General features: G+C 42.2%; 14 protein-coding genes. 4 read left to right on the plus strand and 10 right to left on the minus strand.

Annotated elements, in window-relative coordinates; all coding sequences use genetic code 11:
- Positions 1-3: 3 nt before the first annotated feature.
- Positions 4-1,683, minus strand: a complete 1,680-nt coding sequence (locus tag AQ505_RS15690) for a GMC oxidoreductase (RefSeq protein ID WP_062549045.1) — start codon at positions 1,681-1,683, stop codon at positions 4-6.
- Positions 1,684-1,870: 187 nt separating this feature from the next.
- Between AQ505_RS15690 and AQ505_RS15695 the strand changes: the two genes are divergently transcribed.
- Positions 1,871-2,716: an AraC family transcriptional regulator gene (locus AQ505_RS15695; RefSeq protein ID WP_062549046.1), complete on the plus strand. Its 846-nt coding sequence runs from the start codon at positions 1,871-1,873 to the stop codon at positions 2,714-2,716.
- Between the two features lie 92 nt (positions 2,717-2,808).
- On the opposite strand, the gene AQ505_RS15700 is transcribed toward AQ505_RS15695, so the two are convergent.
- The 4 genes from AQ505_RS15700 to AQ505_RS15715 all read right to left on the minus strand — a co-directional run bounded on the left by AQ505_RS15700 (position 2,809) and on the right by AQ505_RS15715 (position 9,669).
- Positions 2,809-3,756 (minus strand): metallophosphoesterase family protein, encoded by a 948-nt coding sequence (locus AQ505_RS15700; protein ID WP_197286190.1) that lies wholly within the window; start codon positions 3,754-3,756, stop codon positions 2,809-2,811.
- A 7-nt stretch (positions 3,757-3,763) separates the two neighbouring features.
- On the minus strand, positions 3,764-5,272 hold the full coding sequence (locus AQ505_RS15705; protein ID WP_062551059.1) for a SusD/RagB family nutrient-binding outer membrane lipoprotein: 1,509 nt from the start codon (positions 5,270-5,272) through the stop codon (positions 3,764-3,766).
- 10 nt (positions 5,273-5,282) lie between these two features.
- A complete protein-coding gene (locus tag AQ505_RS15710; RefSeq protein WP_082461567.1) occupies positions 5,283-8,420 on the minus strand; it encodes a SusC/RagA family TonB-linked outer membrane protein in 3,138 nt (1,045 codons plus the stop codon).
- Between the two features lie 166 nt (positions 8,421-8,586).
- Entirely contained in the window at positions 8,587-9,669 is a 1,083-nt protein-coding gene (locus tag AQ505_RS15715) for a sulfatase-like hydrolase/transferase (RefSeq protein ID WP_062549049.1), read from the minus strand.
- Between the two features lie 194 nt (positions 9,670-9,863).
- Between AQ505_RS15715 and AQ505_RS15720 the strand changes: the two genes are divergently transcribed.
- Positions 9,864-12,224: a mechanosensitive ion channel family protein gene (locus AQ505_RS15720; RefSeq protein WP_082461569.1), complete on the plus strand. Its 2,361-nt coding sequence runs from the start codon at positions 9,864-9,866 to the stop codon at positions 12,222-12,224.
- Positions 12,225-12,241: 17 nt separating this feature from the next.
- On the opposite strand, the gene AQ505_RS15725 is transcribed toward AQ505_RS15720, so the two are convergent.
- Positions 12,242-12,772, minus strand: a complete 531-nt coding sequence (locus AQ505_RS15725; RefSeq protein ID WP_062549050.1) for a Crp/Fnr family transcriptional regulator — start codon at positions 12,770-12,772, stop codon at positions 12,242-12,244.
- Positions 12,773-13,103: 331 nt separating this feature from the next.
- Here AQ505_RS15725 and AQ505_RS15730 point away from each other — a divergent pair, with 331 nt between their 5' ends.
- The gene (locus AQ505_RS15730; RefSeq protein ID WP_062549051.1) at positions 13,104-13,694 is read left to right on the plus strand and encodes a hypothetical protein; all 591 of its coding nucleotides are present in this window, start codon (positions 13,104-13,106) and stop codon (positions 13,692-13,694) included.
- A 139-nt stretch (positions 13,695-13,833) separates the two neighbouring features.
- Positions 13,834-14,280, plus strand: a complete 447-nt coding sequence (locus tag AQ505_RS15735; RefSeq protein ID WP_157262409.1) for a DUF11 domain-containing protein — start codon at positions 13,834-13,836, stop codon at positions 14,278-14,280.
- 26 nt (positions 14,281-14,306) lie between these two features.
- Here AQ505_RS15735 and AQ505_RS15740 read toward each other — a convergent pair whose 3' ends face one another.
- Genes AQ505_RS15740 through AQ505_RS26955 form a run of 4 tightly spaced genes read right to left on the minus strand, consistent with a single transcriptional unit; the run spans position 14,307 to position 22,856 of the window.
- Positions 14,307-15,098, minus strand: a complete 792-nt coding sequence (locus AQ505_RS15740; protein ID WP_062549053.1) for a sterol desaturase family protein — start codon at positions 15,096-15,098, stop codon at positions 14,307-14,309.
- Position 15,099: 1 nt separating this feature from the next.
- Positions 15,100-17,388 (minus strand): Gldg family protein, encoded by a 2,289-nt coding sequence (locus tag AQ505_RS15745; RefSeq protein ID WP_062549054.1) that lies wholly within the window; start codon positions 17,386-17,388, stop codon positions 15,100-15,102.
- A gap of 10 nt (positions 17,389-17,398) precedes the next feature.
- Positions 17,399-20,251 (minus strand): M16 family metallopeptidase, encoded by a 2,853-nt coding sequence (locus tag AQ505_RS15750; RefSeq protein ID WP_062549055.1) that lies wholly within the window; start codon positions 20,249-20,251, stop codon positions 17,399-17,401.
- Positions 20,190-22,856: a MutS-related protein gene (locus tag AQ505_RS26955; protein ID WP_231634898.1), complete on the minus strand. Its 2,667-nt coding sequence runs from the start codon at positions 22,854-22,856 to the stop codon at positions 20,190-20,192. The genes AQ505_RS15750 and AQ505_RS26955 overlap by 62 nt, the downstream gene beginning before the upstream one ends.

Here is a 22,856-nt window from a genome sequence, read left to right on the forward strand (position 1 = left end):
AAATCAGCTGTTATTTTTCTTTAGTTCAGACACGGCATGGTCCGCTGCCCTGGCGGTTAAAGCCATATAAGTAAGGGATGGATTCTGACAGGCAGAGGAGGTCATGCAAGCACCATCGGTCACATAAACATTGGTACAATCCCATACCTGGTTCCATTTATTCAGCACTGAAGTTTTAGGATCTCTGCCCATTCTTGCGGTCCCCATTTCATGAATTCCGTGTCCTAAAGCATGGCCACCATCATAGGTATTTACGTTTTTCACGCCAGAAGCTTCCAGCATAGCACGCATTTCTTCCTGCATATCTTTACGCATTTTCAGCTCATTCTCTTTCATTTCTGCATCCATATTCAGTACTGGCAGTCCCCATTTGTCTTTCACATTTTTATCGAGTGATACTCTATTTTCATGATAGGGAAGTATTTCACCGAATCCGGTGGCACCGATTGTCCATTGCCCAGGTTCGGTTAAAGCATCTTTTAAGTCGCCGCCAAGCTGTAATTCGGCAATCTCTCTGCCCCATCCTTGTCGGCCGGCACCTCCCTGATAACCGAAACCACGCAAGTAATCCCGTTTATCACCGCCTAGATTAACGAATCTGGGGATGTAAAACCCATTCGCTCTTCTGCCATACACATACTGGTCTTCAAAGCCTTCTACTGTTCCTGAGGCTCCAATATTATAGTGGTGGTCCATCACATTGTGTCCCAACTCCCCACTGCTGCTGCCCATACCTTCCGGCCAGACCTCCGTAGCGGAATTCATCAGAATCCAGGCTGTATTTAAAGTCGAGGCGCATAGAAAAATTATTTTACTTTTAAACTCGATAGTTTGATTGGTTTCGGTATCCAAGATCTCTACACCAGTTGCCTTTTTAGTATCCTTATCGTACAATACCTCTTTTACCAATGAGTAAGGACGAACGGTCAGATTTCCTGTTTTCATGGCCGCGGGTAACGTAGAAGATTGCGTGCTAAAATATCCACCAAAAGGACATCCTTCCCAGCAGCGGTTTCTAAACTGGCATTTTGTTCTGCCTGGAATCTCGGCGGTCAGGTTGGCTACCCTTCCAATGATTAAATGTCTTTTTTCATGGTATTCTTTTTTTATCCTTTCGGCGATGTCTTTTTCCACGCAATTCAATTCCATAGGTGGCAAAAACTGACCATCGGGCAATTGCGGAAGCTGTTCAATAGAGCCGCTGATTCCTGCAAATTTCTCTACATGGTCATACCATGGAGCGAGGTCATCATAACCAATTGGCCATGGCACACCCACATTATCTTTTTCATTCGCTTCGAAATCCATCGGACTCCATCGGTAAGATTGCCTTCCCCATAAGATAGAGCGGCCGCCCATTCGATAGCTGCGCCACCAGGTAAAAGGTTTGGTTTCTGTATAAGGACAATCCTTTTCATTTGCCCATCCATCCATGACTTCTTCGGCAGCTGCCCAACCCCGGTGAATCACCGGATTATTCTTTTTCTGTTCTTGTGTGGTACGTCCGCGATGTTCCATTTCCCAGGGATTTTTCTGAGCGGTTTTATAATCTTTAACATGATCATAAGGCCCTCCCCGTTCTAACATGATTACTTTTAGTCCCTTTTCACAGAGTTCTTTTGCGGCCCAACCTCCGCTTATGCCGGAACCGACAACAATGGCATCGTAAGTGTTATTTTCCAATTTGTGTGTGGTTTATTTTAATTAAATCGCCTGCACCCATCCTTAACGTAATTTTAAATGTACCTAATTACCATACTCCTATTCAACTGTTATATGGCTAAAAAAATATGTTATCTGATCAATTATTAGAATAAATACCCTTATTTTAGGTTAGAATAGCAGATGACCAACACACAAAACAGCTTTAATGAAAACATTAATACAAAAAATTTATGTGGAAGAACACCATTCTTTTGCTTGCCGGACTTATAAAACACCCAATTTTGAAACGGCCTGGCACAAGCATCTGGAATGTGAATTGATCCTGATCACTGCAGGAAATGGGACAGCTTTAATCGGTGATTACATTGGAGAATATAAGGAAGGGGATGTGTTTTTCCTGCAGAGTAATGTGCCGCATTGGTTCAGAAAATTGCAGAATAACGCCATTGGCAGTGCCATTGTCCTACAGTTTTTAAGTGAGTTCTGGGGCGATGATTTTTTATCCTTACCGGAGATGAAACCTATTGCAAGGTTATTAAGACAGGAAAACACCGGGATTCAGCTACAGGGAACTTTATCTATGGAGATCACTGCCATCATCCGTCAACTAGAATATGCGGAAGGTCTGGATCGCATTCAGCTCCTTTTGAATGCGATGCTGCGCATCGGTAGCTCTGCTGAATACAAGGTCATCACCATGGCGAGCAGCACAGGAAATAGCTCTGCGGAGAATTCAGTCATAGAAACCATCATTGATTACTCCTTTAAGCACTTCCAAAGTCCCATCTCCCTAAAGGAAATCTCCGGAATCACCAATATGTCTATTCCTGCTTTTTGCCGTTTTTTTAAGCGCAACATTAAAAAAAGCTATCTAGATTTCCTCAAAGAGATTAGAATTGGCCATGCCTGTAAACTATTAAGGGATACGGATCGTGCAATTTTAGACATCTGTTACAACAGCGGTTACAATAGCTGGGCGAATTTTAGTAAACAATTCAAGGTGGTCTCGAAACTCAATCCTTCAGCCTATAGAAAGCAGTATAAAAAATAAGGCTGGTGGTCAAATACTTTCAATAAAAAAACTCCCTTGAAACGTATTTCAAAGGAGTTTTTAAATGATTATTCCTGTTTTATCTGATCATCCTAACCGATTTTGATCATCCTGTCCGAAATCACTGGCGTAGTTGGATAACCTGGATAATCTGAACCTGCGTATTCCTTACTGCCATCCATATAGGTAGAACTTTTCCCTTTTACCTTCATCGTTCCATTGGCATAAATCGTCACCAATGCCCAAAGCGGATCCTTTGTATGCGCAAATTCATAATCTCTCCCTTTCCTGCCAAACTGATAAGCGGCGCTATTGATCTGAATGTAATTGATGCCATTGTATACGTTATGGTAATCTTCATGATTGTGTCCACTAAAAACAGCTTTGATCTTTTCAAAACCGGCCTTTTTATTGGTTCTCTCAAAAAGCAGGCGCAGCATGGCACCTTCTCGGATTCCATCCAGGTCGTTATCAATTCCCTGGTGACAAAAGATCATCACTGGCAAATTGGTGCTTTCCAATTCATTTTTGAGCCATTGGTACTGGGTCGAACTGATTGACCTGGGATAACCTTTAGACGTATCATTCGCTGGTCTTTCATTTCCATTTAAGATGATAAAATGATAGCCCTTCAAATCAAATGAATAATAAATCCCTTTTGACTTCCAGAAATCTACCACCTGATCATGGCTAAAACCTCCATCCACATCATGGTTACCGATGACGTGGTGCTTTTCGCCATTAAATTTATCCCAGGTTTCCATCAGCGTTTTGTTTGCGGGTTTAGGCGTACAAAAATCGCCGATTTGCAGGATAAAATCAGGCTTTACGCTATTCATTTCTTCCACGAAAGCCTTTACTCTGGCTACCCCATCTTTAATCAGGTCATGGTGTAAATCCGTGAGTAAGCCAAAACTTAAAACTGCTTTTGCAGGGAGTTCTGAGGCGATTCCAGCAGCGGCCTCCAAAGGAAGTGCATGAAGTCCTGCCACTCCTGCCAGCATCAATCCTTGCTTTAAAAAACTTCTTCTTTCTTGCATTTCCATTCTATTTTACTGCCCAGGTTAGTCCATTTTGATTGTCCGCTCCAGCAAATTGACGCTGCAATGCGGCTTTTAAATTTACATCATTTACGGTATATTCTCCTGTTGGATAAGCCCATCTTGTTGGAATCAAATTATTATTGGCATTGGCTGGACCAATATCAAACTTAGGAACTCCTGTTCTTCTGTAGTTGTAATAAGCCTCACGACCAGAATTCTGAAAGAAAGCTACATATTTTTGTTCCAGAATCTGATCCAAGCCTGCTTTAGTATTTCCAACATAGGCATTTTTTGTCAGGAAAGCTGAAATTACAGTGGGGCTGGTGATGCCATAAAACTTGATGGATTCGGTGATGCCCTGTTCGTAATAACTGGCTGCATTTCCTGTTGTCCAGCCTCTGTTGATGCCTTCGGCGATGATAAAATTAGTTTCATAGGCACCCAGCTGAACCGCAGGAATCCCTGAAGGTGAAGAAAGCCAGTAGTCAAAATTGATCATACTCAGTTTTCCGGCAATGGCCTGATCTTTTAAGGTAGTCTGCAATTCGCCGGTGCGTCCTCCTTTAAATGAGCTGAATTGACTGGCATAACCAGGGTCACCACTTAATTTGGCAGAATCAGTCGGCAAGGCCACTACGAATACCCTTGGGTCATTTGTTTTGGTCAGAATGTTCATATAAGTTGCTCCCAGATTATTCCGAAGGTCCTTTTTCAATACGACACCATTGGTTGGCCATAGCGGATAGTTATTGGAAACATTCGAAGTATTGTAAACCAGCTGGAAATTATCCGCATTGCTCAGGATCAATGGGTATTTGGCGGGATTGGCTACAATTGCAGCAAACTGTTCTTTTATTTTCAAATCCGGCGTATCATCGGCACGTTTACTTAAAGAGATCAATACCCTCAGGTGTAAGGAGTTGACCAATTTCTGCCATTTGGCAAGATCACCACCATAAAAGAAATCACCATCCACCTTGGCCTGTGCCAATACAAAGGGCGTTAAATCCGTATTTGCTTCTTCCAGCAATTGCAGCGACTGGCGATAAACTTCTTTTTGTTCATCATATTTAGGCTTAAAATTAGCTTCTGATGCCCCTTTTAAGGCTTCACTCATCGGAATATCGCCAAACATTTCCGTGGCAGAGATGAAGAAATAAGCTTTAAAAAACTTGGCCAGCGCCAGGTATGCTGTAGCAGGCTGTCCTACCCTCATCGCTTCGATTTCCATGCGCTGCACATTTCTCAATTGCGTATAAGCTGCATAATCCGAGGTGGTCCAATTGTAAGACTGGTTTCCATAGTAAGCTTCGTTCATTACCATAAACTGGTTATGGCGCTGATCTGTAGTCCATGGTGCCTGCGAGCTGTTTAGCAGTAAGCCTGTAAAAATCAACTTCGGCGAGACATTTAGGATGGCAGCAGGATCTTTTTGCAATGCTTCCGTTTTTTTGCAGGAAGAAGATGCGATGATCAGCATACCTGCTAATATTGAATATATTTTAGTTTTCATAAGTCTAATTTTAGAAAGTAACATTTAAGTTGAGACCAAAGCTTTTTACCGATGGCGTCTGCAATCCGGCTCCGGATATAAACTGATCCAGGTCCATATTTCTGGTTCCTTTACCTGTGAAATAAAGGAGGTTTCTACCTACTAATGATAGACTTGCTGCACTCACAATCTTTGTTCTTTGCATGAAGCTTGCTGGCACACTATAGGTCAGCACCACTTCTCTCAGCTTCACAAATGTTCTGCTGCGCATCAGTTCATGGTTTGATCTGTTAAAGTTTCTGGCCCAGGTCTGGTACAATACCGGCACATCATTATTGGCAAAAACGCGGGTATCAGAAATCACATTACCATCCTGATCGGTATTTAAAGCACCGCTAACGATCTTTAACCCATCTGTCATCACACTGCCTTTCCAGCTGGAATTTGCTCTGTTCTGCCAGTCCAGCAAACGGTAAGGGCTATCAGATGCTGGGGCAGTTCCGGAGTTCCATTGAGAATCATCCACTGCATTTGCAATCTTTCCTCCAAAACGACCATCCACCTGGAAGCTCAATCCGATGTTTTTGTATTTGAAGGAGTTGTTGATACTCGCTACAAAATTATTATCGCTATAGCCAACAAGGCTTCTATAAGGATTTAAAGCAGGTAATCCATTTGTACCTACAATCATTTTTCCGTTAGGATCACGCTGGAAATCGGTAATAAAATAACCATCGGCTCTATCTCCTACTTTGATCAGTCCATCTCTTTCCAGGATACCGTCAATTTTATTCAGCCAGCGGTGATTTGTTGACCAGTTCAGCACTACATTCCATAAGAAATCGGTGGTCTTTACCGGACTTCCGTCTACCGTTAATTCCAGTCCTTTTCTCACATAAGTGAACGCATTTTTTTGAGTAGAAGTCACTCCTGAAGTCGGACTCACCGTTAGGTTGACAATTTCCGGCCCTTCAATATTATAGAATGCGGCGGCATCAAATCCGATCCTGTTGTTTAAGAATCTGGCTTCCAGTCCTACCTCTGTTGTTTTCACCCTTGCGGCTAAAATGTCAGGATTGGTCAGCACGCCACTATAGGTTACCCCTGTATTGTTGTTCCATCTGGTGGAATAAGGCGTATACGTGGAATTCAGTTTGTAGATGTCGTATTGGGCATCTTCTTTGGCAAGATCAGAGGCTACATTGGCATAAGAACCTCTCATTTTCAGGAAAGAGATCTCTTTTGGCAGCTCAATCATTTGAGAAATCACGGCACTTAAAGACGCTGAAGGGTAGAAATAGGCATTGTGTTTTTCAGGCAAAGTACTTGATTTATCATACCTGCCTGTTAAGTTCAGGAACAAATAGTTCTTATAATCAAGGTCGATCAAACCGTAGGTACTGGCGACTTGTCTGTGCCCATAATCGTTGGTTGGCACCGAAGGCAGCACAGTATTGGCCAGGTCATATACCCCTGGAACGATCAGTCCACCATTAGTACTTGCACTTAATGAGCTAACTTTTACGGTTCTTAAATTTGCAAAAACTGAGGATTTGAATCCAAAATCTTTAAATCTATCGGCATAGCTGAATGAAGCTTCTGTATTGTTTTCCCAGAACTTATCGTACACTTCCTGGTAGCCACCTACTTGATTTACACCATCATTATAGAAGTTCCCTGATACCGGAATTCGCTTAGTGCGGGATCTGTTCCAGGTACTCACATTACTTCTCAGGTTAAAATTCAACTTATCGGTAATGCTGTATTTCATGGAAAGATGTCCGTAGATATCGTCTTTTGCATAGCTGTGCAAGTTTTCATAAGCCGTAAAATACGGGTTGTTATAAATCGTATATTCTCTGTTATACTGCTGAATATTTTCCTGACCAGGTTTCCAGTAATTCTGAAGGTCTCTGACATCGTAATCTGCGCCACCCCAGATGTTCATCAGGTATACATAGCTGTTAGGGCCATAATTGGCATCCGGATAATTTGGGGTAATCTGTTTATTGTAATTGATATTGGCTTCAAACCTTACCTTTTTACCTGCGTTTAATCCGCCAGAGAAATTAAAGTTTGTACTGCCCAATTTGGTATTTGGCACGGTACCGCGCTGCAGCATCTGCGAGAGCGAGACACGCATATCCCCGACTTCACTTTTGGTAGAGATGGCTATATTATTTGTGCTCAGCAATCCATCACGCAGGAAGTTTTTCAGGTTATCTTTTCCCCTGGCGAGCCATGGGATAGGTACCAGTGCTTTGGTAACCGGATCTATTGGGCTATTGTATTGATTGATCAGCTGACCTTCAAACCTTGGTCCCCATACAAAATAGTCATTGTCGTTGATCCCACCACCTTTTCCATCTTTAAATTCGTACTTGAAATTATCACCAGCACCATAAGCTGTCTGGTAATCAGGAATCGCATTGTAACCGGTCTGTAGTTGTGTACTGGAATTGAAGTCGACAGTAAAGCCTTTATTGATGGATCCACCTTTTTTTGTGGTGATCAGGATTGCACCTCTCTGACCGCGGCTACCATATAATGCCGCGGCATTGGCACCTTTTAATACCGAGTAAGTTTCAATATCATCCGGACTTAAATTCCAGGAATCTGAGCTGATGGGCACGCCATCTACTACGATCAGTACCCCAGACTGGCCTCTCAGGTAGATCCCGGCATCTCCGAACAGGTTGGCACTTGGGGTAATTGTCAGACCGGCAACTTTTCCGGTCAGCGAGCTGATCCCATTAGGCTCCCTTGCCTTTACCAGGTCGCTTCCTTTTACTTCCTGAACGGAATAGCCTACTGCTTTTTTCTCCTTTTTAATACCGAGTGCAGTCACCACCACATCATCCAGCGATTTACTATCGCTCTGTAAAACGATGTTATTTGCAGAGATACTGCCTACTTTTACTTGTTTAGTCTTGTAGCCGATCGATCTGATTTCCAAAAGATCTTCCAGTGCTCCAATGATAGTAAATCCCCCTTTAAAATCAGTTGAAGTACTTTTCCCGTTATTTTTGTTCGTCACAGTCGCACCAGGAATGGGCCCTGACTCCTCTGCAACAGTCCCGGTTATTTTGGACTGCCCATACATGTTAATGCTGCAGAACATGAGAAATACTGTAAATAGTAACTTCCCTTTTGTGTAGAATTGATTCATAATTTAGCTATTGATTTGTTTAGCAAAACTAAACTCTGTTTATAAACACACTACTAAACATTCGTTAAGCATTTGTAAACAGCAACCACTAAATCACTGTTTTTCTGGATAAAAAAAGCCCGGTTCTTAATCCAGAACCGGGCCATTGAGAATTAAATTAACATGACTAATGACGCACAGATTTTATTGGCGCTGCTACCGGGTGATTGGCTTTAAAATCAAATCCGAGTAAATTTGCAATGGTTTGGGCAATCTGATCCTGGTAAATCTGGCCGGAATCCTTCATTTCTCCCTGAGCAGGTGTATCTGGTCCCAATACCGCCAGCCAGGTTTCATTAGAATGTTTTGCGGATGAACCGTGGCCGGTCCATTGATCTCCTAAGCCCCTTCCATGATCCGGACAAATGATGAATGTGGTATTGTCTTTATAAAACGGATCTTCCTGCATGGCATTCCAAAGGTTGCCAATCATCGCATCAAGATAGCTGCCGGCATCCAGGTAATAGTCGTATTGACCTGCATGACCAAGGTCATCAGGATCTACAAAATCTATATAGGTAAATTTAGGGTGATTGGCTTTAATATAAGTTTTAGCGATGGCATACGTACCCACATCCCAGCGTACAGAAGTACCAAAATAATTAGGGATATAGTTCTGGATTTCATTAGCCAGCTGCTGAGCTTCGGTTAATTGCTTTCCTTTTACTTTTTCAAAGGGGTTGATTAGGGTAATTTGGTTTCTATCTCTGTTTACAATTTTAGCTACGGGTTCCCATCCTGCAATGGTGACGATCTTATTTTCATAATCTTTCTGCATGTTCAGGAAGTCCAGAATATTTTCATTCGGGTTATTTGGATAGGAATTTGAGTTTATATTTTCATCATAATAGCCGGTAATCGTTTCACTTCTTCCGGGATAGGAGAACCAGTATTTATTTTTAACATTGACCAGGTTACCCAATTCCCGGTTTCCATATAACTGTCCTTTTTTAGCAATGACATTCCAGAAAAAAGGCATCAGTTTATCACGGCGCTCGGCCGCTGTTTCAGCCCAAAACTTCTGGAATACTGCCGCAGAATCTTGTTTACGGTATTTCTTGTTGCCGAGCAGTGCGGAATCGGCACCTTTGAAAATCTCCTGCCAGCGATAGCCGTCAATAGAAATCAGCACTACATTTCTGGTTTTTGTAGTTTGTGCAGTGGCCAGCTGAGTTAGGGTCAGCAGGATTAAAAGCAGTTTTAGTTTCATGATTTAAATTTATAATGTTTAGCAAAACTAAACTTTGTTTATAAATGAATCATTTAGTAGAGGTTAAGGATTTGTAATGCGTGGGGAATATAAAGCTATTAAAACATATAGGTTATCACAATCTATTAACTATTTTTGTGAGATCCAGTAGCTTTCATGCTCCTGGATCGCTCTTCCCTACTTCTTATAAATCAATGACAGAAAGACATTTTTTTTCCATATCCATTCGCCATACGATCGCCTTATTATTGGCTCTATGCCTTTCTATTCCTGCCTTTGCGCAGAAAAACAAACATACAGACCAGGACCATCAGGACATTTCTATCCTTTCCGACTCGGCTACACTAACGAAAAGCGATTACCTCAGCCATCTTGAAAAAGTATTTGAAACGGTTAATAAAGTTCCTGTTACGGTAGGCTCCTTTAAGAAGCTGACACCCATAGCCGCGCATTTAACACAGGATGAAGCTGCCCTTGCTTTACTTAAAAGCAGGCTCAATCAAAGTGATAGAACGCCGAACCTGCAAAATCTGCAGATGGATCAGACTTTATTGAAAGAGCTTCAAATTAACAATAAGGATTGCCTGACGGATCTCGAAGAATATGAAAAAGAATTAAGGGAACTAAAAACAGAAATTCTTAACCTGCGCAAGGATACGGTGCTGATTAAACTTTTTACGCTGCCCTCGATGCGTACGCTGTTTAAAGACGAATTTGCAGAGCTGGAGAAAAAACACCTGGTCATGGATAGCCTCCTAAAAACAACCACGTTATCCATAAATAACCTGCAGGCAAGAACTTCAGCGAACCTGATCAACATTAAAGAACTGATGTACCTGACGGACAGACAGCTCGATGCAGTGAGTATCAAAGCTTTCGGGAAAGAACGACGTTACCTTTGGGAGTCTGCAACGAGTAACAATAGAGGTGTTGGCTTTCGTAAGTTCATCAATGGTGAGCAGGAAATATCAGCTTATTACTTCGTTTATACGCGCAGCAGCCGCATTTTATTGATCTTTACCTGCTTGACTTTCTTCTTCTGGGTATTCTTTAATTTCAGGAGCATGAAGCGGCACGACCGATTGGAAGCGCTCGACGATTTCTCCTTGCTGAATCCCCATCCCTACCTGATTACCTTTATCATGCTGTTTACCCTAGCACCGATATTCGACCTCAAGGCACCGGCATTATACATCGAGTCTGTACAGATTATACTCGCGATTTTACTGACATTTTTCTTCCGTAAAAGGCTTTCATCAAAGTTGTTTTACTATTGGTGCATCTTTGCAGTACTCCTGTTAGCGCCTGTTTTTCTCCGTTTATTAGGGATGCCTCCAAGATTTCAGCGCTGGCTCCTAATGTTCCTAAGCATCAGTTCTACGGCTTACGGAACCATCATTTTAAGGAAATTGGATGAGCAGGAAAAAAGATATAGAATGATCCTGGTGACTGGGTATATTTACACGATCTTCGCCTTCATTGCTATATTTTGCAATCTTTTCGGCCGCTTCACACTGACCCAGATTTTCTATTCCACAGGTGTCAATTCTTTGTTGAATGCCATTTCCTTAACCATCCTGGCTAAAGTATTGGTGGAAGCCTTTTTACTTCAAATGAAAAGCAGCAGGATTCGTAAAGGTTACCCTGAATATTTCGATTGGCACCCAGTGATTTCAGGTCTTAAAAGGATTACAGGGATTGGTGCAACCATCATTTGGTTCGTGATATTCACCACCAACCTTAATATTTTCAATGGCCTGTATGAGTCTTTAATGGAAGTGCTTATAGAAAAACGAACGATTGGGAACTTCTCCTTTACCTTTGGTGGCATCGTCCTGTTTTTAGGCATCATCTGGACCGCCAACTTTTTACAGAAATACATTGCCTATTTCTTTGGAGATACTGGCGATGATGATATTGAAGACAATAAAGGGCAGCGTTCAAAATTACTGATTACACGTCTGATACTGCTCATTGGGGGATTCATGATCGCGGTTGCCGCATCAGGACTTCCAATTGACAAGATTACCGTCATCCTTGGTGCCCTTGGTGTGGGTATCGGACTAGGTTTACAAAATATAGTGAGCAATTTCGTATCCGGGATCATCCTTATTTTTGATAAGACTATCCGGATTGGAGATGTGGTAGAATTGAGTAATAAAAAAGGAAGAGTGAAAGAGATTGGTGTTCGTGCCAGCACACTCCTTACCGAAGAAGGTGCAGAGGTTATTATTCCTAATGGCGCAATTTTATCGAACAACATCATCAACTGGACGCTGAGCAACAATCAGATGCGCATAGACATTTCTTTAACGATTGCTAAGCCTTTCAATTCAACCGAGGTAGTGAATCAGATCAGGGATATTATTATCAATAACAACAACGTCTTTATCAATAAAGAACCGGTGATCATGATCAGTCCGGTGAGTAAGCTGAACAGCAATATAAAAATATACTTCTGGTGCAAGGACATTTCCAATGCGGATATGACCAGAAACATCGTTATTGCACAGATATTTGAAGCCTTTGAAGAGAAAGAAATTGAGATCGTATAAGCCACTGCAGGTGTGAATTATGATTTTCTGTTCCTGATCCGGCTTAAAGAAACAGCGGTAATGCCTAAATACGTCGCAATATAGTGCTGAGGTACACGCAAAAGAATTTGTGGATGCCGCTCCAGTAATTCCTGGTATCGCTTCTGGGGACTATCCTTGATGCGGGAAAGAAAAAGATGCTGATACCACAAAAGCCTGTCGAATGTATGGTCTTCTATTTTCTTTCTGACTTCCGCTGAGTTTTCCATTATCATGAGGAAGTGATTTCTGCTCAGGTAAAATAACGTGCAGGGCTCTATGGTTTCGACATTGAACTGACTCGGAGCCAGGTTTTTAAAACTCTCTATGGAAGCAATGCTTTGATTTTCAAAGAAAAACTGGCAAGTGACTTCTTTACCATCATTATTAAACCATATTCGAATACAGCCTTTTTTAATAAAGTAAATTTTATTGGCTATTGCCCCTTCCTTTAATAGGACCGTCTTAGCAGGCAGTTCCACTGTCTCAAAAAGATCCTGATATTTCTCCCAGTCCGGTATATTCATCATTTAGCTCAATGGTAGTTATAAATATTTTAAATATGATGATGATCAGGCCGAAGCTATCAAAATCTTGCTACACCTACCAATGAACAAAGCTAGGAAACATTTTTTTTCCTATTATAATTTAAAACAGTTAAACTACATTAAAACACTCACCATCAACACCTAAAGAACCCATATAAATAGTAAGAAAACATCTCATCCCCCTATCTTATGAAAACACCTTTACTTAAGAACATTCTCCTGTTCTTATTTGTTCTAGGTACCCTCAAAGTCGCAGCTGAAGGTAGTAAAGAACTCACGGCCAAAGTTGGCGAAACGCTATATTTAGGTTCCAGTGCACAAGGGATTAGTTCAAAATCCAAATAGCTGGTACATTGAGGCTTTCGATGTTTCTGTAAAAGGCCTTGGTCAGACAGTTGTACCGGTACGTGCGTTCATGAATTTGTTTTCCGCTAATGCCTCTAATGTTGCCAACAATTACGGCTCATTTAATGGTGTTTTCAATCTGCTCACAAGAGATGGTTATAAAAATACAGTAAACACCAATGGAATGCAGGGCGCCGCATTTCAGTTTTTTGTCAACAATAAAGGATTCAGAGATGGTGCTGGAAATGCTCTATATAAAAGTGTAAAGGGAATTGGCACCACATCCAGCGCAATTCCGGTTCAAAATCCAACAGCGCCTGATGATGCAACCAATGTAACCCATAAGTTATTTTTTAATGCCCCTTTGGGTGATCTCCCAGCTTCGGCACCATCAGCGTCAGGCCCAGTTTGGCTGGTCAATTCTATCGTTCATCCGATACTCAGTGCACTTAGTTTTAGAGGGATTGACGGAACGCCAAATCAGGCAGGAACCCACAGATCAATGGAAATAATCCCCACAACAAACAGTACTGAGATGATACAGATATTCCAAACATAGGCATCCCCTCCAACCCCAAAAGAAATCTGGCAGGGATCAATAGCAGTACCAATGGCCATATCTGGAGTAATATCGGAGGGCTAATTTCGGAGATGATAATGGCATGGACAGCTGGGCATATATCCCAATTACGCCATTAATGAACCTTTTAGCCTTTCGCATTTTGGATACAGATCTGGAAGTAGTTTCCATCACTAGTTATCCCACTTCAATTTGTGAAGGAAAAGCCGCTAGTTTTGTAGTTACAGTAAGAAATAATGGTCCTGATCATGTGTTAGGAGCCAAATTTCATCTGGATTTGCCTGCCGGACTTACCGGCAGCACCGTTACGCCATTAGTAACTGCAGGTAAAGCGCTGCTCAACTCTTCTAACCTTACTGCTGCAGCTTATGACGCCACATTGAACATGAACAATGCCGCAAAGCTGACATTTACCATTAATGCGACTGTTTCTACCTTACCTACCCCAACAAATCCTGATGCTGCTATATCCACCGATCCAGACCAGGAATGCAATGCAGTACCATCCGGACCAGGGTGTAACAACATCAAAGATGTGCAGATCAACGTTATACCCGAAGCTTAATGCTCTAGCCTTCTGAAGCCTAATTCTTAATCAAATGAAGTGTCTTTATGCAATTTCCCAAATCGCTGTTCCTGCATTCGGTCATAGTCTTTCACATAATCCGGGTGTTCCGTTTTCATCCACCTGTCCCATACCCTTAAATACAATCCATAATTCCCTTTAAACTTCTGATGGTGCAGGTTATGAAAAGTAGAGGTATTTACGATTTCGAATAAGAACGTATTTCGGAAACCTTTGGGCATAATTTCATAGCCCAAATGTCCGTATACGTTGATGATAAAAGAGGATAAGGCGAACAGCGCCAAGGTGATTGGATGCAAAGGCATGGCGAAAACCAATACAATCATCACTGCTCCTTCTGCTATGGCTTCCAAAAAATGAAAAGAATAAGACGTCCAAGGAGAAGGATTGGTAGATTGATGGTGGACCAGATGTGTGGTCTTAAACAACCTTTTATGGTGTAAAATCCGGTGCATCCAGTAGAAATAAGTGTCATGAACCAATAAGGTCAGCAACAGACTTACCGGAATCCACCATATCGGATATGCATGTAAATCGGTATAGATGAAGGTGTATCCACGAATTCCTTCGGAGAGCGCGATGATGGCCATGATGGCCAGCACGAGACTAGACACTGAAGAATGTAGAATTTCCCGCAGGAAATCGGCCTTACCCGCCAGCTTACCTTGGATCTTATTTCGCAGCAGGTTTTTGGGAAAAAGCAGGTAAAAAACTAAAAAAAAGATACCTGCGATGGTAAAATATCTACCTATAGTGAGGAGAAATGCCCAGCTAATATTTTCAAGCAATTGGTTCATATTATTTACGTTTTCTGCGAATCAGGATTACCAGTCCGAGAAGGAAAAATACACCTGGGATTACGCCATAATAAATTATTTGTAAGATTTTTGTACTGATCTTAGTCAGCGTTGTTACATTGTCTTTAGGATCGGGCCTGCTCGTATCTATCGGGAATTCTCCGTAGGCGAACCATTTGAAAATACCTAAAGCAAAACCGCTGTTCATAGTCTGCATATTCATCCTTGAAAGTTCCGCATTGCTTAAAAAGTCGGCATCTCCGGAAACCATGATTCTTTGTTCTTTATGCTCGCGATTTCTGGTCAGCATCAAAGCAGTAGGAAAGCTTCCTTTCTGATCACCTGCCTTTGCATTAAATACTGCTGCTGCCGAATCCAATACCAGTTTTCCATTTTTCAGCCAGCTGCTTTCCGGGTTGGTCATCAACAAAGGATGAGCGGTAAAAGATCCTTCAGGATTATAGGCTAAAGCTGCTGCTCCTGGCATAGACACCACCCATTTCCGTAGATAATAAGGCTGTAATTCCGGAGTCATCGCTGCTGCGGCAGCTGCTAAATTTGGCGTAACCAGATCATTTGAAAAATCTTTGCTCTCTTGAACCAAGGTTCCTTTCAGCATCTTCACACCCAGGGAATCCAGTAGGGGATTGATCACGCTTTGTTTACCAGCCTCTCCGGCAAGCATCAGGTTCCCACCCTGATCGATGTATTTCTGGATTTTAGTCATAGCCCGCGTACTAAAAGCCACTTTAGGATCTGCAATTACCAATGCCGCAATACCTGCAGGAATCTCTGCATTTTCTAAAGACACACTGTCTACATCGAATCCCTGATTCACCATTGAGCCTCTGCTTAACTTTGTATTTGCCAAAGTTTTATAATCTCTGTCCCCTATTTTATTCATGCTGCGCTGATAACCGTCCGTTGCAAAAACAATTTTCGGCGCATTTACAATCAGTCGTTTTAAGGCAGCACCAGTTTCTGCTTCTTTCGGCCAGAAATAGCTGTCAGGAGAAAAAGTACGCAAGAACGTAGTTTTACCCTTATACTTTAGCTGCATCACTACTCTTGCATTTTCACCTTCCAGGTTAATCTGCTCTTTAATTTCTGCAGGCGTCAAAAATTTGCGCAGGTCTAGTTTATTCAGGTTAGACATAAACATTACGTAATGACTAAAAGTAAAATTCTGCTGTTTCAATTGTGCTGTGATCCCGGGGATACTATCGTAATAGTACACCCAATTTAACTTAATATTGGGTTTAAAACGTAGGTAAGGCTCCCATCTGGCAATATCTGCAATCCGCTGATTCGGTTTCGCCTGGTTGTAAGAATCTTCCAGACCGTTGATGTATTCGGTCATTTCCACCGGCTCGTCACCCATTTTTTTAAGGATTTCCTGCGTGTTTTTACTGATGGTATTCTGTTTGGTGGCGGTGGCATCGTAATAACCAATCATCTGCTGACGGGAGCTGACATAAGTGATCGTTAAACCGACCAATACAATCAAAGTATATCGCATCACTTGCTGCAACACGGTTTTCGATACCCGTTCCAATTCCAATTTAGTAATCGTTAAAGCAAGAAACATCCCGGAAATCACCAGGTAATAAATGACATCCCGGCTATTCAGCAATCCAGACATCATTCTTGCCGTACGGTCCGGCATAGACAGACTATGGGTCAGGTCACGAATAAAATCGATCCCCTGTCCTATTCTGCCAATGTAGTTCATAAAGGCCAGCACTACAAAAGTGCTGATCGCAGCTACCGCCTGATAGTTCGTTAAGCTGGATACAAAGATCCCTATGGCTGCAAAAGTGTTGAGCATTAAATAAATGGCCAGTAAAGCCACAAAAATATGTGGGTAGTCAAAATTCGGGATATAAATCGCACCGACCAATATAAACAGGCAAATCACGGCGATGATCATGAGGTTATACACCATCATGGCCAGAAATTTTCCATAGATCACCTGGCTTAGTTTCACTGGAGAAGAATACAGCAGTTTTATACTTCCACTACTGGTTTCCCTACTGATGATGCCCATGGTAATCAATGGAATATAGAGGTACAATTTATCCAGAATACCACTAAGCACACCGAAATATTCCGGATTGATAAATAGCTTATCTGTGAGCGCGCTGAGTCCTGCTCCGCGTGCTAAATCTGGTAATCTGGGGGTAAAACCCATACTCATCTGTACGAATAAGATGAGCAGCATGAGCCAGGCAATTGGTGAATAAAATAGCAGGCTAAGTTCCAGCCTGGCTATTTGTATAATTTTCTTCATAGGGTTATCATCAAGGGTTAGTTTTTTCAGGCATTAAAACCAGTTTCACATAGTTTTTATCCTGAATGTATTTTGCAGCTGCTTCCTGAACAGATTTTGTACTGATGCCATTTAAAGCATTCCCATATTCAAAAAACTGGTTCAGGGATTCATTGTTCATCACTTGCGAAGCCAGGTAATCCATCCAGAATTCATTGTTCCTGGCCCCTGTTTCGAGTCCAACTTTACGTGCAGCTTTAAACTTCTGCAAGTTTTCTGCGGAAGGGCCTGATGTTCTCATTTTATTGAGTTCATCTTGTACTGATGCGTTCAGTTTCTCTACATTCTTTGGCGCACAATCGAAAGAGATGACCAATGCAAACCTGCTTTTCGGATATTTAGATAAACTAAGCTGCACATTTGGGGTATAAGTTCCGCCCTCCTGATCACGAAGACGCTGCGTCAGACTAATAGTTAAAGCATCCGCTATTGCATTCATTTTAATTGTGTTCTCAAAATTGTAGTCGAAATCACCTGAATACGCCAGAATTACACTTGACTTCTGTTCTGTGCCTTTATACACGGTTTTAGCAATCCTTCCGGCAGGAATGTTAATTCCAAGATCCTTTGCCTTTTCAACGACCCTTGTCGAAGGCAGGGAGCCCAGGTATTTTTCCAATAATGGTTTCAGTTTTTCGGCTGCTATATTTCCTACAAAAAGGAAGGTAAAAGCTGCTGCATTGCCAAAACGTGCTTTATAAATTTCAAAAGCACGGTCTAGCTGTATGGCTTCCAGGCGACTGATACTTTGTGGTTTTTTACGGCTGCTGTAATTTCCCAAAACCAGGTTCACAGTGTCCATAAACACTTGCGATCGGTTATCTTCTTTATTGATCAGCTGCTCTTTAGCTCTTCCGATGAGTGTCTGAAAAGACTCCTCATCCTTACGGGGTTCCATAAAATAAGCATGCAGCAACTCCAGCGCAGCTGGCAAATCTTCTGTAGTGGTACTGCCATTAAATCCCTGATACTGATCCAGGATAAAGGGGCTCAGCTGCACCTTTCTTCCGGTCATAATTTTCCCCAGCTGCAGGGCATCATAATTACCAGCTCCTGCAGCAGCTACGATATTCGCTGCATTCAGGGCACTTTCGTAATCTGCATCTCCAGATAAAGAAGTTCCGCCTGCAGCAAAGCCTTTGATCAGAATCTGATCATTTTGAAAGTCTGTTTTTTTCAACAATACCGTCATGCCATTGCTCAACTTGATCTTTTGAAGATCAGCTGGTTTAATTTCCTCTATAGCAGTAATCTTTCCTGGAACAGGTTCTTTTTTAAGCACTGGAAGGTCTAATTCCTCTTCTTCTACAGGAGGCAGATTTTGCGCATATACGCTTTCTATCCATTTCAGCAGGGTCGCTTCATCCGGAAGAAATGTTTTATTGTAAGCAGAAGATTTCACAATGATGTCCCGATCCTCAGCTTTCATATACGCCTTCATCAGGTTATTGATTTCATCTAATGAAACCTCAGGCAGTAATTCTTTCGTCAGTTCTGCCTCTTGAACGATCCCTGGAGCAGCATTACCTGTTAGAAAATGCTGGAGATAGGGTTTGATCAGTACTTCAGAACTGGTCTTATCTTTTTCTCTCAAAGCTTCATCCATTTGGAACTGGTAGGCTTTTTTCACCCTTCCCAATTCTGATTTTGTAAAACCTTGTTCTTCCATCTGACGAAGTTCCAGCCATATACTTTTCAATGCCTGTTCGGTCTCTCCTGGCTTAGTGCTTAGGTTGACAGAGAAGGAAGTTATCCCCCCAGAAAGCGGCGTAAAACCGACAATCGGTAATCTTCTAAACCGAATACTCACCAGCTCTGCCAGCAATCTCTGTTTCAAATCTCCAAGGTAATCTGCCTTTGTCCTGATCGTATCCGCCAGCTGTTTCTTCATGATCTCTAGAGAGACTCCAGAAAATTCTGAGTCTATGAACTGCATATATTGGTTTTTACCCGTCAGGCTGACGCGATAGGCCGGACGTGCTGTTGCTTTTTCCGGGTTTTTCAAGTCTGAAAATTTGGCCTTGATGTCTTTCTCCATCTGGTCTACATCCACATCTCCGACTACCAAAATAGCCTGAAGATCCGGACGATACCATTCCTTATAAAAACTGCGGATTTCTTCCGGTGTCACTTTTAAAAGTACTTCTTCAATTCCGATGGGTAAACGCGAACCATAACGGGAATTATTGGTATAAAAAGGCAGGCTTTTTTCCTGTAGACGTTGTGCAATCCCCTGACGGAAACGTTTTTCTTCCAGGATCACATGACGTTCACGCTCCACATCTTCCGCTTCCATATTGGCATCCTGCGCCCAATCGCGCATGATTTGCAGGCCATTGGCCAGTAATTCCGGATGGTCTGAAGGTAATGGAAGCTGGTATACTGTTTCATCAAAACCAGTATTCGCATTGATGTCTGCTCCAAAACGTACCCCTGATTTTTCCAGGTAGTTGGAGAGTTCTTTTTTAGGAAAGTGTTTTGTTCCATTAAAGTTCATGTGTTCTACAAAATGGGCAATCCCTCTTTGCTGATCTGTTTCCAGAATAGAACCCACTTTATTAGCCAGGTACATTGTGACCCGTTTCTCCGGTGTTTTATTTTTGCGGATGTAATAGGTAAAACCATTAGGCAGTTTACCCATTCTTAGTTCCGGGTCAAGCAGCAATGGCTGTCCATCCTGACTGGTTTTACAGGCAAAAGGAATACAAAGCGCCGCAAGAAATAAAAAGCTTAAATATTTATATTTGATGAACATGATGCGGTTATAAAGAAGATTTTTGAATGGCCTGATGCTTACCTTTAATGATGTCAACGATCTTTTCATTTTCAATGATGATCATACCTTGTCTGTCGGTGGTGATACCGGAAGCCAGTGTATACGGATAAGTAGGTACCCCATCTTTCATCACTGTAGGCAGGAAAGAGAATTGCAGGTTATCACATTGTTTCCCTAAAGCTTCCCCCACTTCAATAATGTGTGTAGAAACCACAAAGAAACTGTTCCTGTTTGCTGCAAAAGCTTTTGTTACGGCCAGTGTGGCATCATAAGCATCTTTTACGTTTGTTCCTTTAAACAATTCATCAAACAAAACGTACAGATCCAGGGATTCACTCACTGCTTTAGCCACAGTTTTGGTACGCAATACTTCCGCATAAAAATGGCTGTAGCCCATATCCAGGTTATCAGAAACATTGATCGAAGAGAACAAACCATCTTTCACTGAGAACTCCATAGTTTTTGCTGCGACGGGGAAGCCCATGTGGGCGAGGTAAACCCCAATTCCCATAGACTTCATGAAAGTAGATTTCCCTGCCATGTTAGCACCGGTTAAAAACAGGACGTTGCGGTCCTTCGTTAGATGCAGGTTATTCGCAATTCCATTCCTCAATCCGGGATGGCGGAAAGCCTGCATGTTTAGCACCATTTGATCGGCAGGCAATGCTGTGGCATATACAAAATCATTTTCAGCGGCAACTGCGGCTACACCTGTAAATACATCCAACTCATAAATGAGTTTCAGCAACGTTTCCATCTGGTTCATCATCGCATGACGAATCACATGGTCGTTTTTAATCAGCTGCATTAAGGAAGGCTGCTCGGCTCCTTTCATAAGAATAGCTTGTAACCTGCTATCCTGAAGAATATTTATGGCAGTGTCGAGATATTGCTGATAGACGCCAACACCGGCTTTTCCTTTCAGCTCCGTGAAGAACTCCTGAAAGGCTTGTAAAACTTCAATCGTCACCGATTGTCCGGCTTGTAACTGCAATAATTCTGCACTATGAAAAAGCGTTTGCTGGAACTTCTTGGTAAAGATGCCCCAGGCTACACTTGGCAATGCCGCACCTGCTCCACCAGCCAGATAATCTTCCATCGACTCCACCTGTGAGCGGATCACTGGAAAAATCACGCGGTGCTGCTGGAAAAATGCAAATAAAGCACTGCGTTTATTGATCAGTTCAGGCTGGTTCAAAGGCTGGGCAAACATACCTTCCAGCACTTTCTCTCCACCCCTGGTTTGCAGGCGATTGAAAAAACTGTAAATTGATTGCTGTTTAAATTTTCCCTGCAAATTCAGATCTTCAATAGTTTGTTGATCTGCCGTAAGATTTTGCGGTGTCTTTTTCGCTTCTTTTTGATCACTGATCAGCTCTAGGACACCTTCATTATTGATGATGATCATCCCATGTCTGTCATCGGTAATTCCTGCTGTTAGCGTATAGGTATAAACTGGTTTGCCATTTTCCATTCGGGTAGGCAAATAGCGAAAAATCATGTTGCTGCATTTCTGCTGTAATACATCACCCGCTTCCATAATGTGTGTAGAAATCACAAATAGGGAATGTGGTTTACTGGCAAATGCTTCCATGATGGCAATTGTACCTTCATAAGCATCCTTCACATTGGTTCCACGAAACAGCTCATCGAACACGACAAACAGGTTCTTTTCGGCACCAAGTTCAACCGCTACTTTTTTCACCCTCAGCACTTCTGCATAGAAATGACTGGCGCCCATGGCCAGGTTATCCGGCAGGTTAATGGTGGTGTACATGCCATCACATACGGAAAACTCCATTTGCTTTGCCGCAATTGGAAAACCAAGGTGTGCCAGGTACATCGCAATGCTGAGTGATTTCATAAAGGTAGACTTGCCCGCCATATTAGCTCCGGTTAGGAATACAATATTGCTGTCGGGGGTCATCTCCAAAGCATTGGTCACTGGCTTATTCAGTAAAGGATGACCTAGACCTTCCAGTTTTAAACGGTTGGCATCACGCTTTAATGCAGTAGCAAAGCTGTAACCTCGTTCCTCAGCTACCCTGGCGATAGAAATATATACATCCAGGTGGTAAATGTGCTGCAGGATTTTCTCCATTAGCGGACGCTGCTGAAAGCGTAAAATATTGTCGTATTCTACAATTTTACCGGAGGAGATTTTTCCTTTTCCATGGTCTGCAAAGATAATTTCCAATGCCCTGGAATTGACAAGTTCCAGGATTTTCTCCACTTCTTTACCGTAAGGATTATCGGAAACTTTTGGCTGAATGTCCAGCATAAAGCTTCTCAATCCCTGTAAGATTTCCGTTAATGCGGTCACACTTTCTCCGGCCGCTTTAAAATCTGCCATGCTGAAACCCTGATTAGAAAGGCGACTGCGGGGATCGGTATTGGCCAGGTATCTTTCTGCTTCTTCAAAACGGTTTCCCTGTAAAGGAAAAACAGCTTTATCGCCCTGAAAGTACCGCAGAGTGGCTACCCTTTCATTGATCAGTTTCTCATCCGAAAGCGGATTCCGAAACAAATCTTCCAGTAATGCAGCTCCACCTTGAGTATAGGTTTTATTAAAAATATGGTAGATCGAATCGCTTCCCGACTTGGAGAAGATATTCAGATCATCGATCGTTTGTTTATCAGTTATAAAGCTCAT

The sequence above is a fragment of the Pedobacter sp. PACM 27299 genome, from assembly GCF_001412655.1.
Classification (GTDB): domain Bacteria; phylum Bacteroidota; class Bacteroidia; order Sphingobacteriales; family Sphingobacteriaceae; genus Pedobacter.

Bases quoted from the DNA above. Each gene is read 5' to 3' on its own strand.
- AQ505_RS15735 (WP_157262409.1), top strand. From the start codon at position 13,834: ATGAACCTTTTAGCCTTTCGCATTTTGGATACAGATCTGGAAGTAGTT.
- AQ505_RS26955 (WP_231634898.1), bottom strand. From the start codon at position 22,856: ATGAGCTTTATAACTGATAAACAAACGATCGATGATCTGAATATCTTC.
- AQ505_RS15705 (WP_062551059.1), bottom strand. From the start codon at position 5,272: ATGAAAACTAAAATATATTCAATATTAGCAGGTATGCTGATCATCGCA.
- AQ505_RS15720 (WP_082461569.1), top strand. From the start codon at position 9,864: ATGACAGAAAGACATTTTTTTTCCATATCCATTCGCCATACGATCGCC.
- AQ505_RS15750 (WP_062549055.1), bottom strand. From the start codon at position 20,251: ATGAAAAGATCGTTGACATCATTAAAGGTAAGCATCAGGCCATTCAAA.
- AQ505_RS15695 (WP_062549046.1), top strand. From the start codon at position 1,871: ATGAAAACATTAATACAAAAAATTTATGTGGAAGAACACCATTCTTTT.
- AQ505_RS15745 (WP_062549054.1), bottom strand. From the start codon at position 17,388: ATGAAGAAAATTATACAAATAGCCAGGCTGGAACTTAGCCTGCTATTT.
- AQ505_RS15740 (WP_062549053.1), bottom strand. From the start codon at position 15,098: ATGAACCAATTGCTTGAAAATATTAGCTGGGCATTTCTCCTCACTATA.
- AQ505_RS15725 (WP_062549050.1), bottom strand. From the start codon at position 12,772: ATGATGAATATACCGGACTGGGAGAAATATCAGGATCTTTTTGAGACA.
- AQ505_RS15700 (WP_197286190.1), bottom strand. From the start codon at position 3,756: ATGCAAGAAAGAAGAAGTTTTTTAAAGCAAGGATTGATGCTGGCAGGA.
- AQ505_RS15715 (WP_062549049.1), bottom strand. From the start codon at position 9,669: ATGAAACTAAAACTGCTTTTAATCCTGCTGACCCTAACTCAGCTGGCC.
- AQ505_RS15710 (WP_082461567.1), bottom strand. From the start codon at position 8,420: ATGAATCAATTCTACACAAAAGGGAAGTTACTATTTACAGTATTTCTC.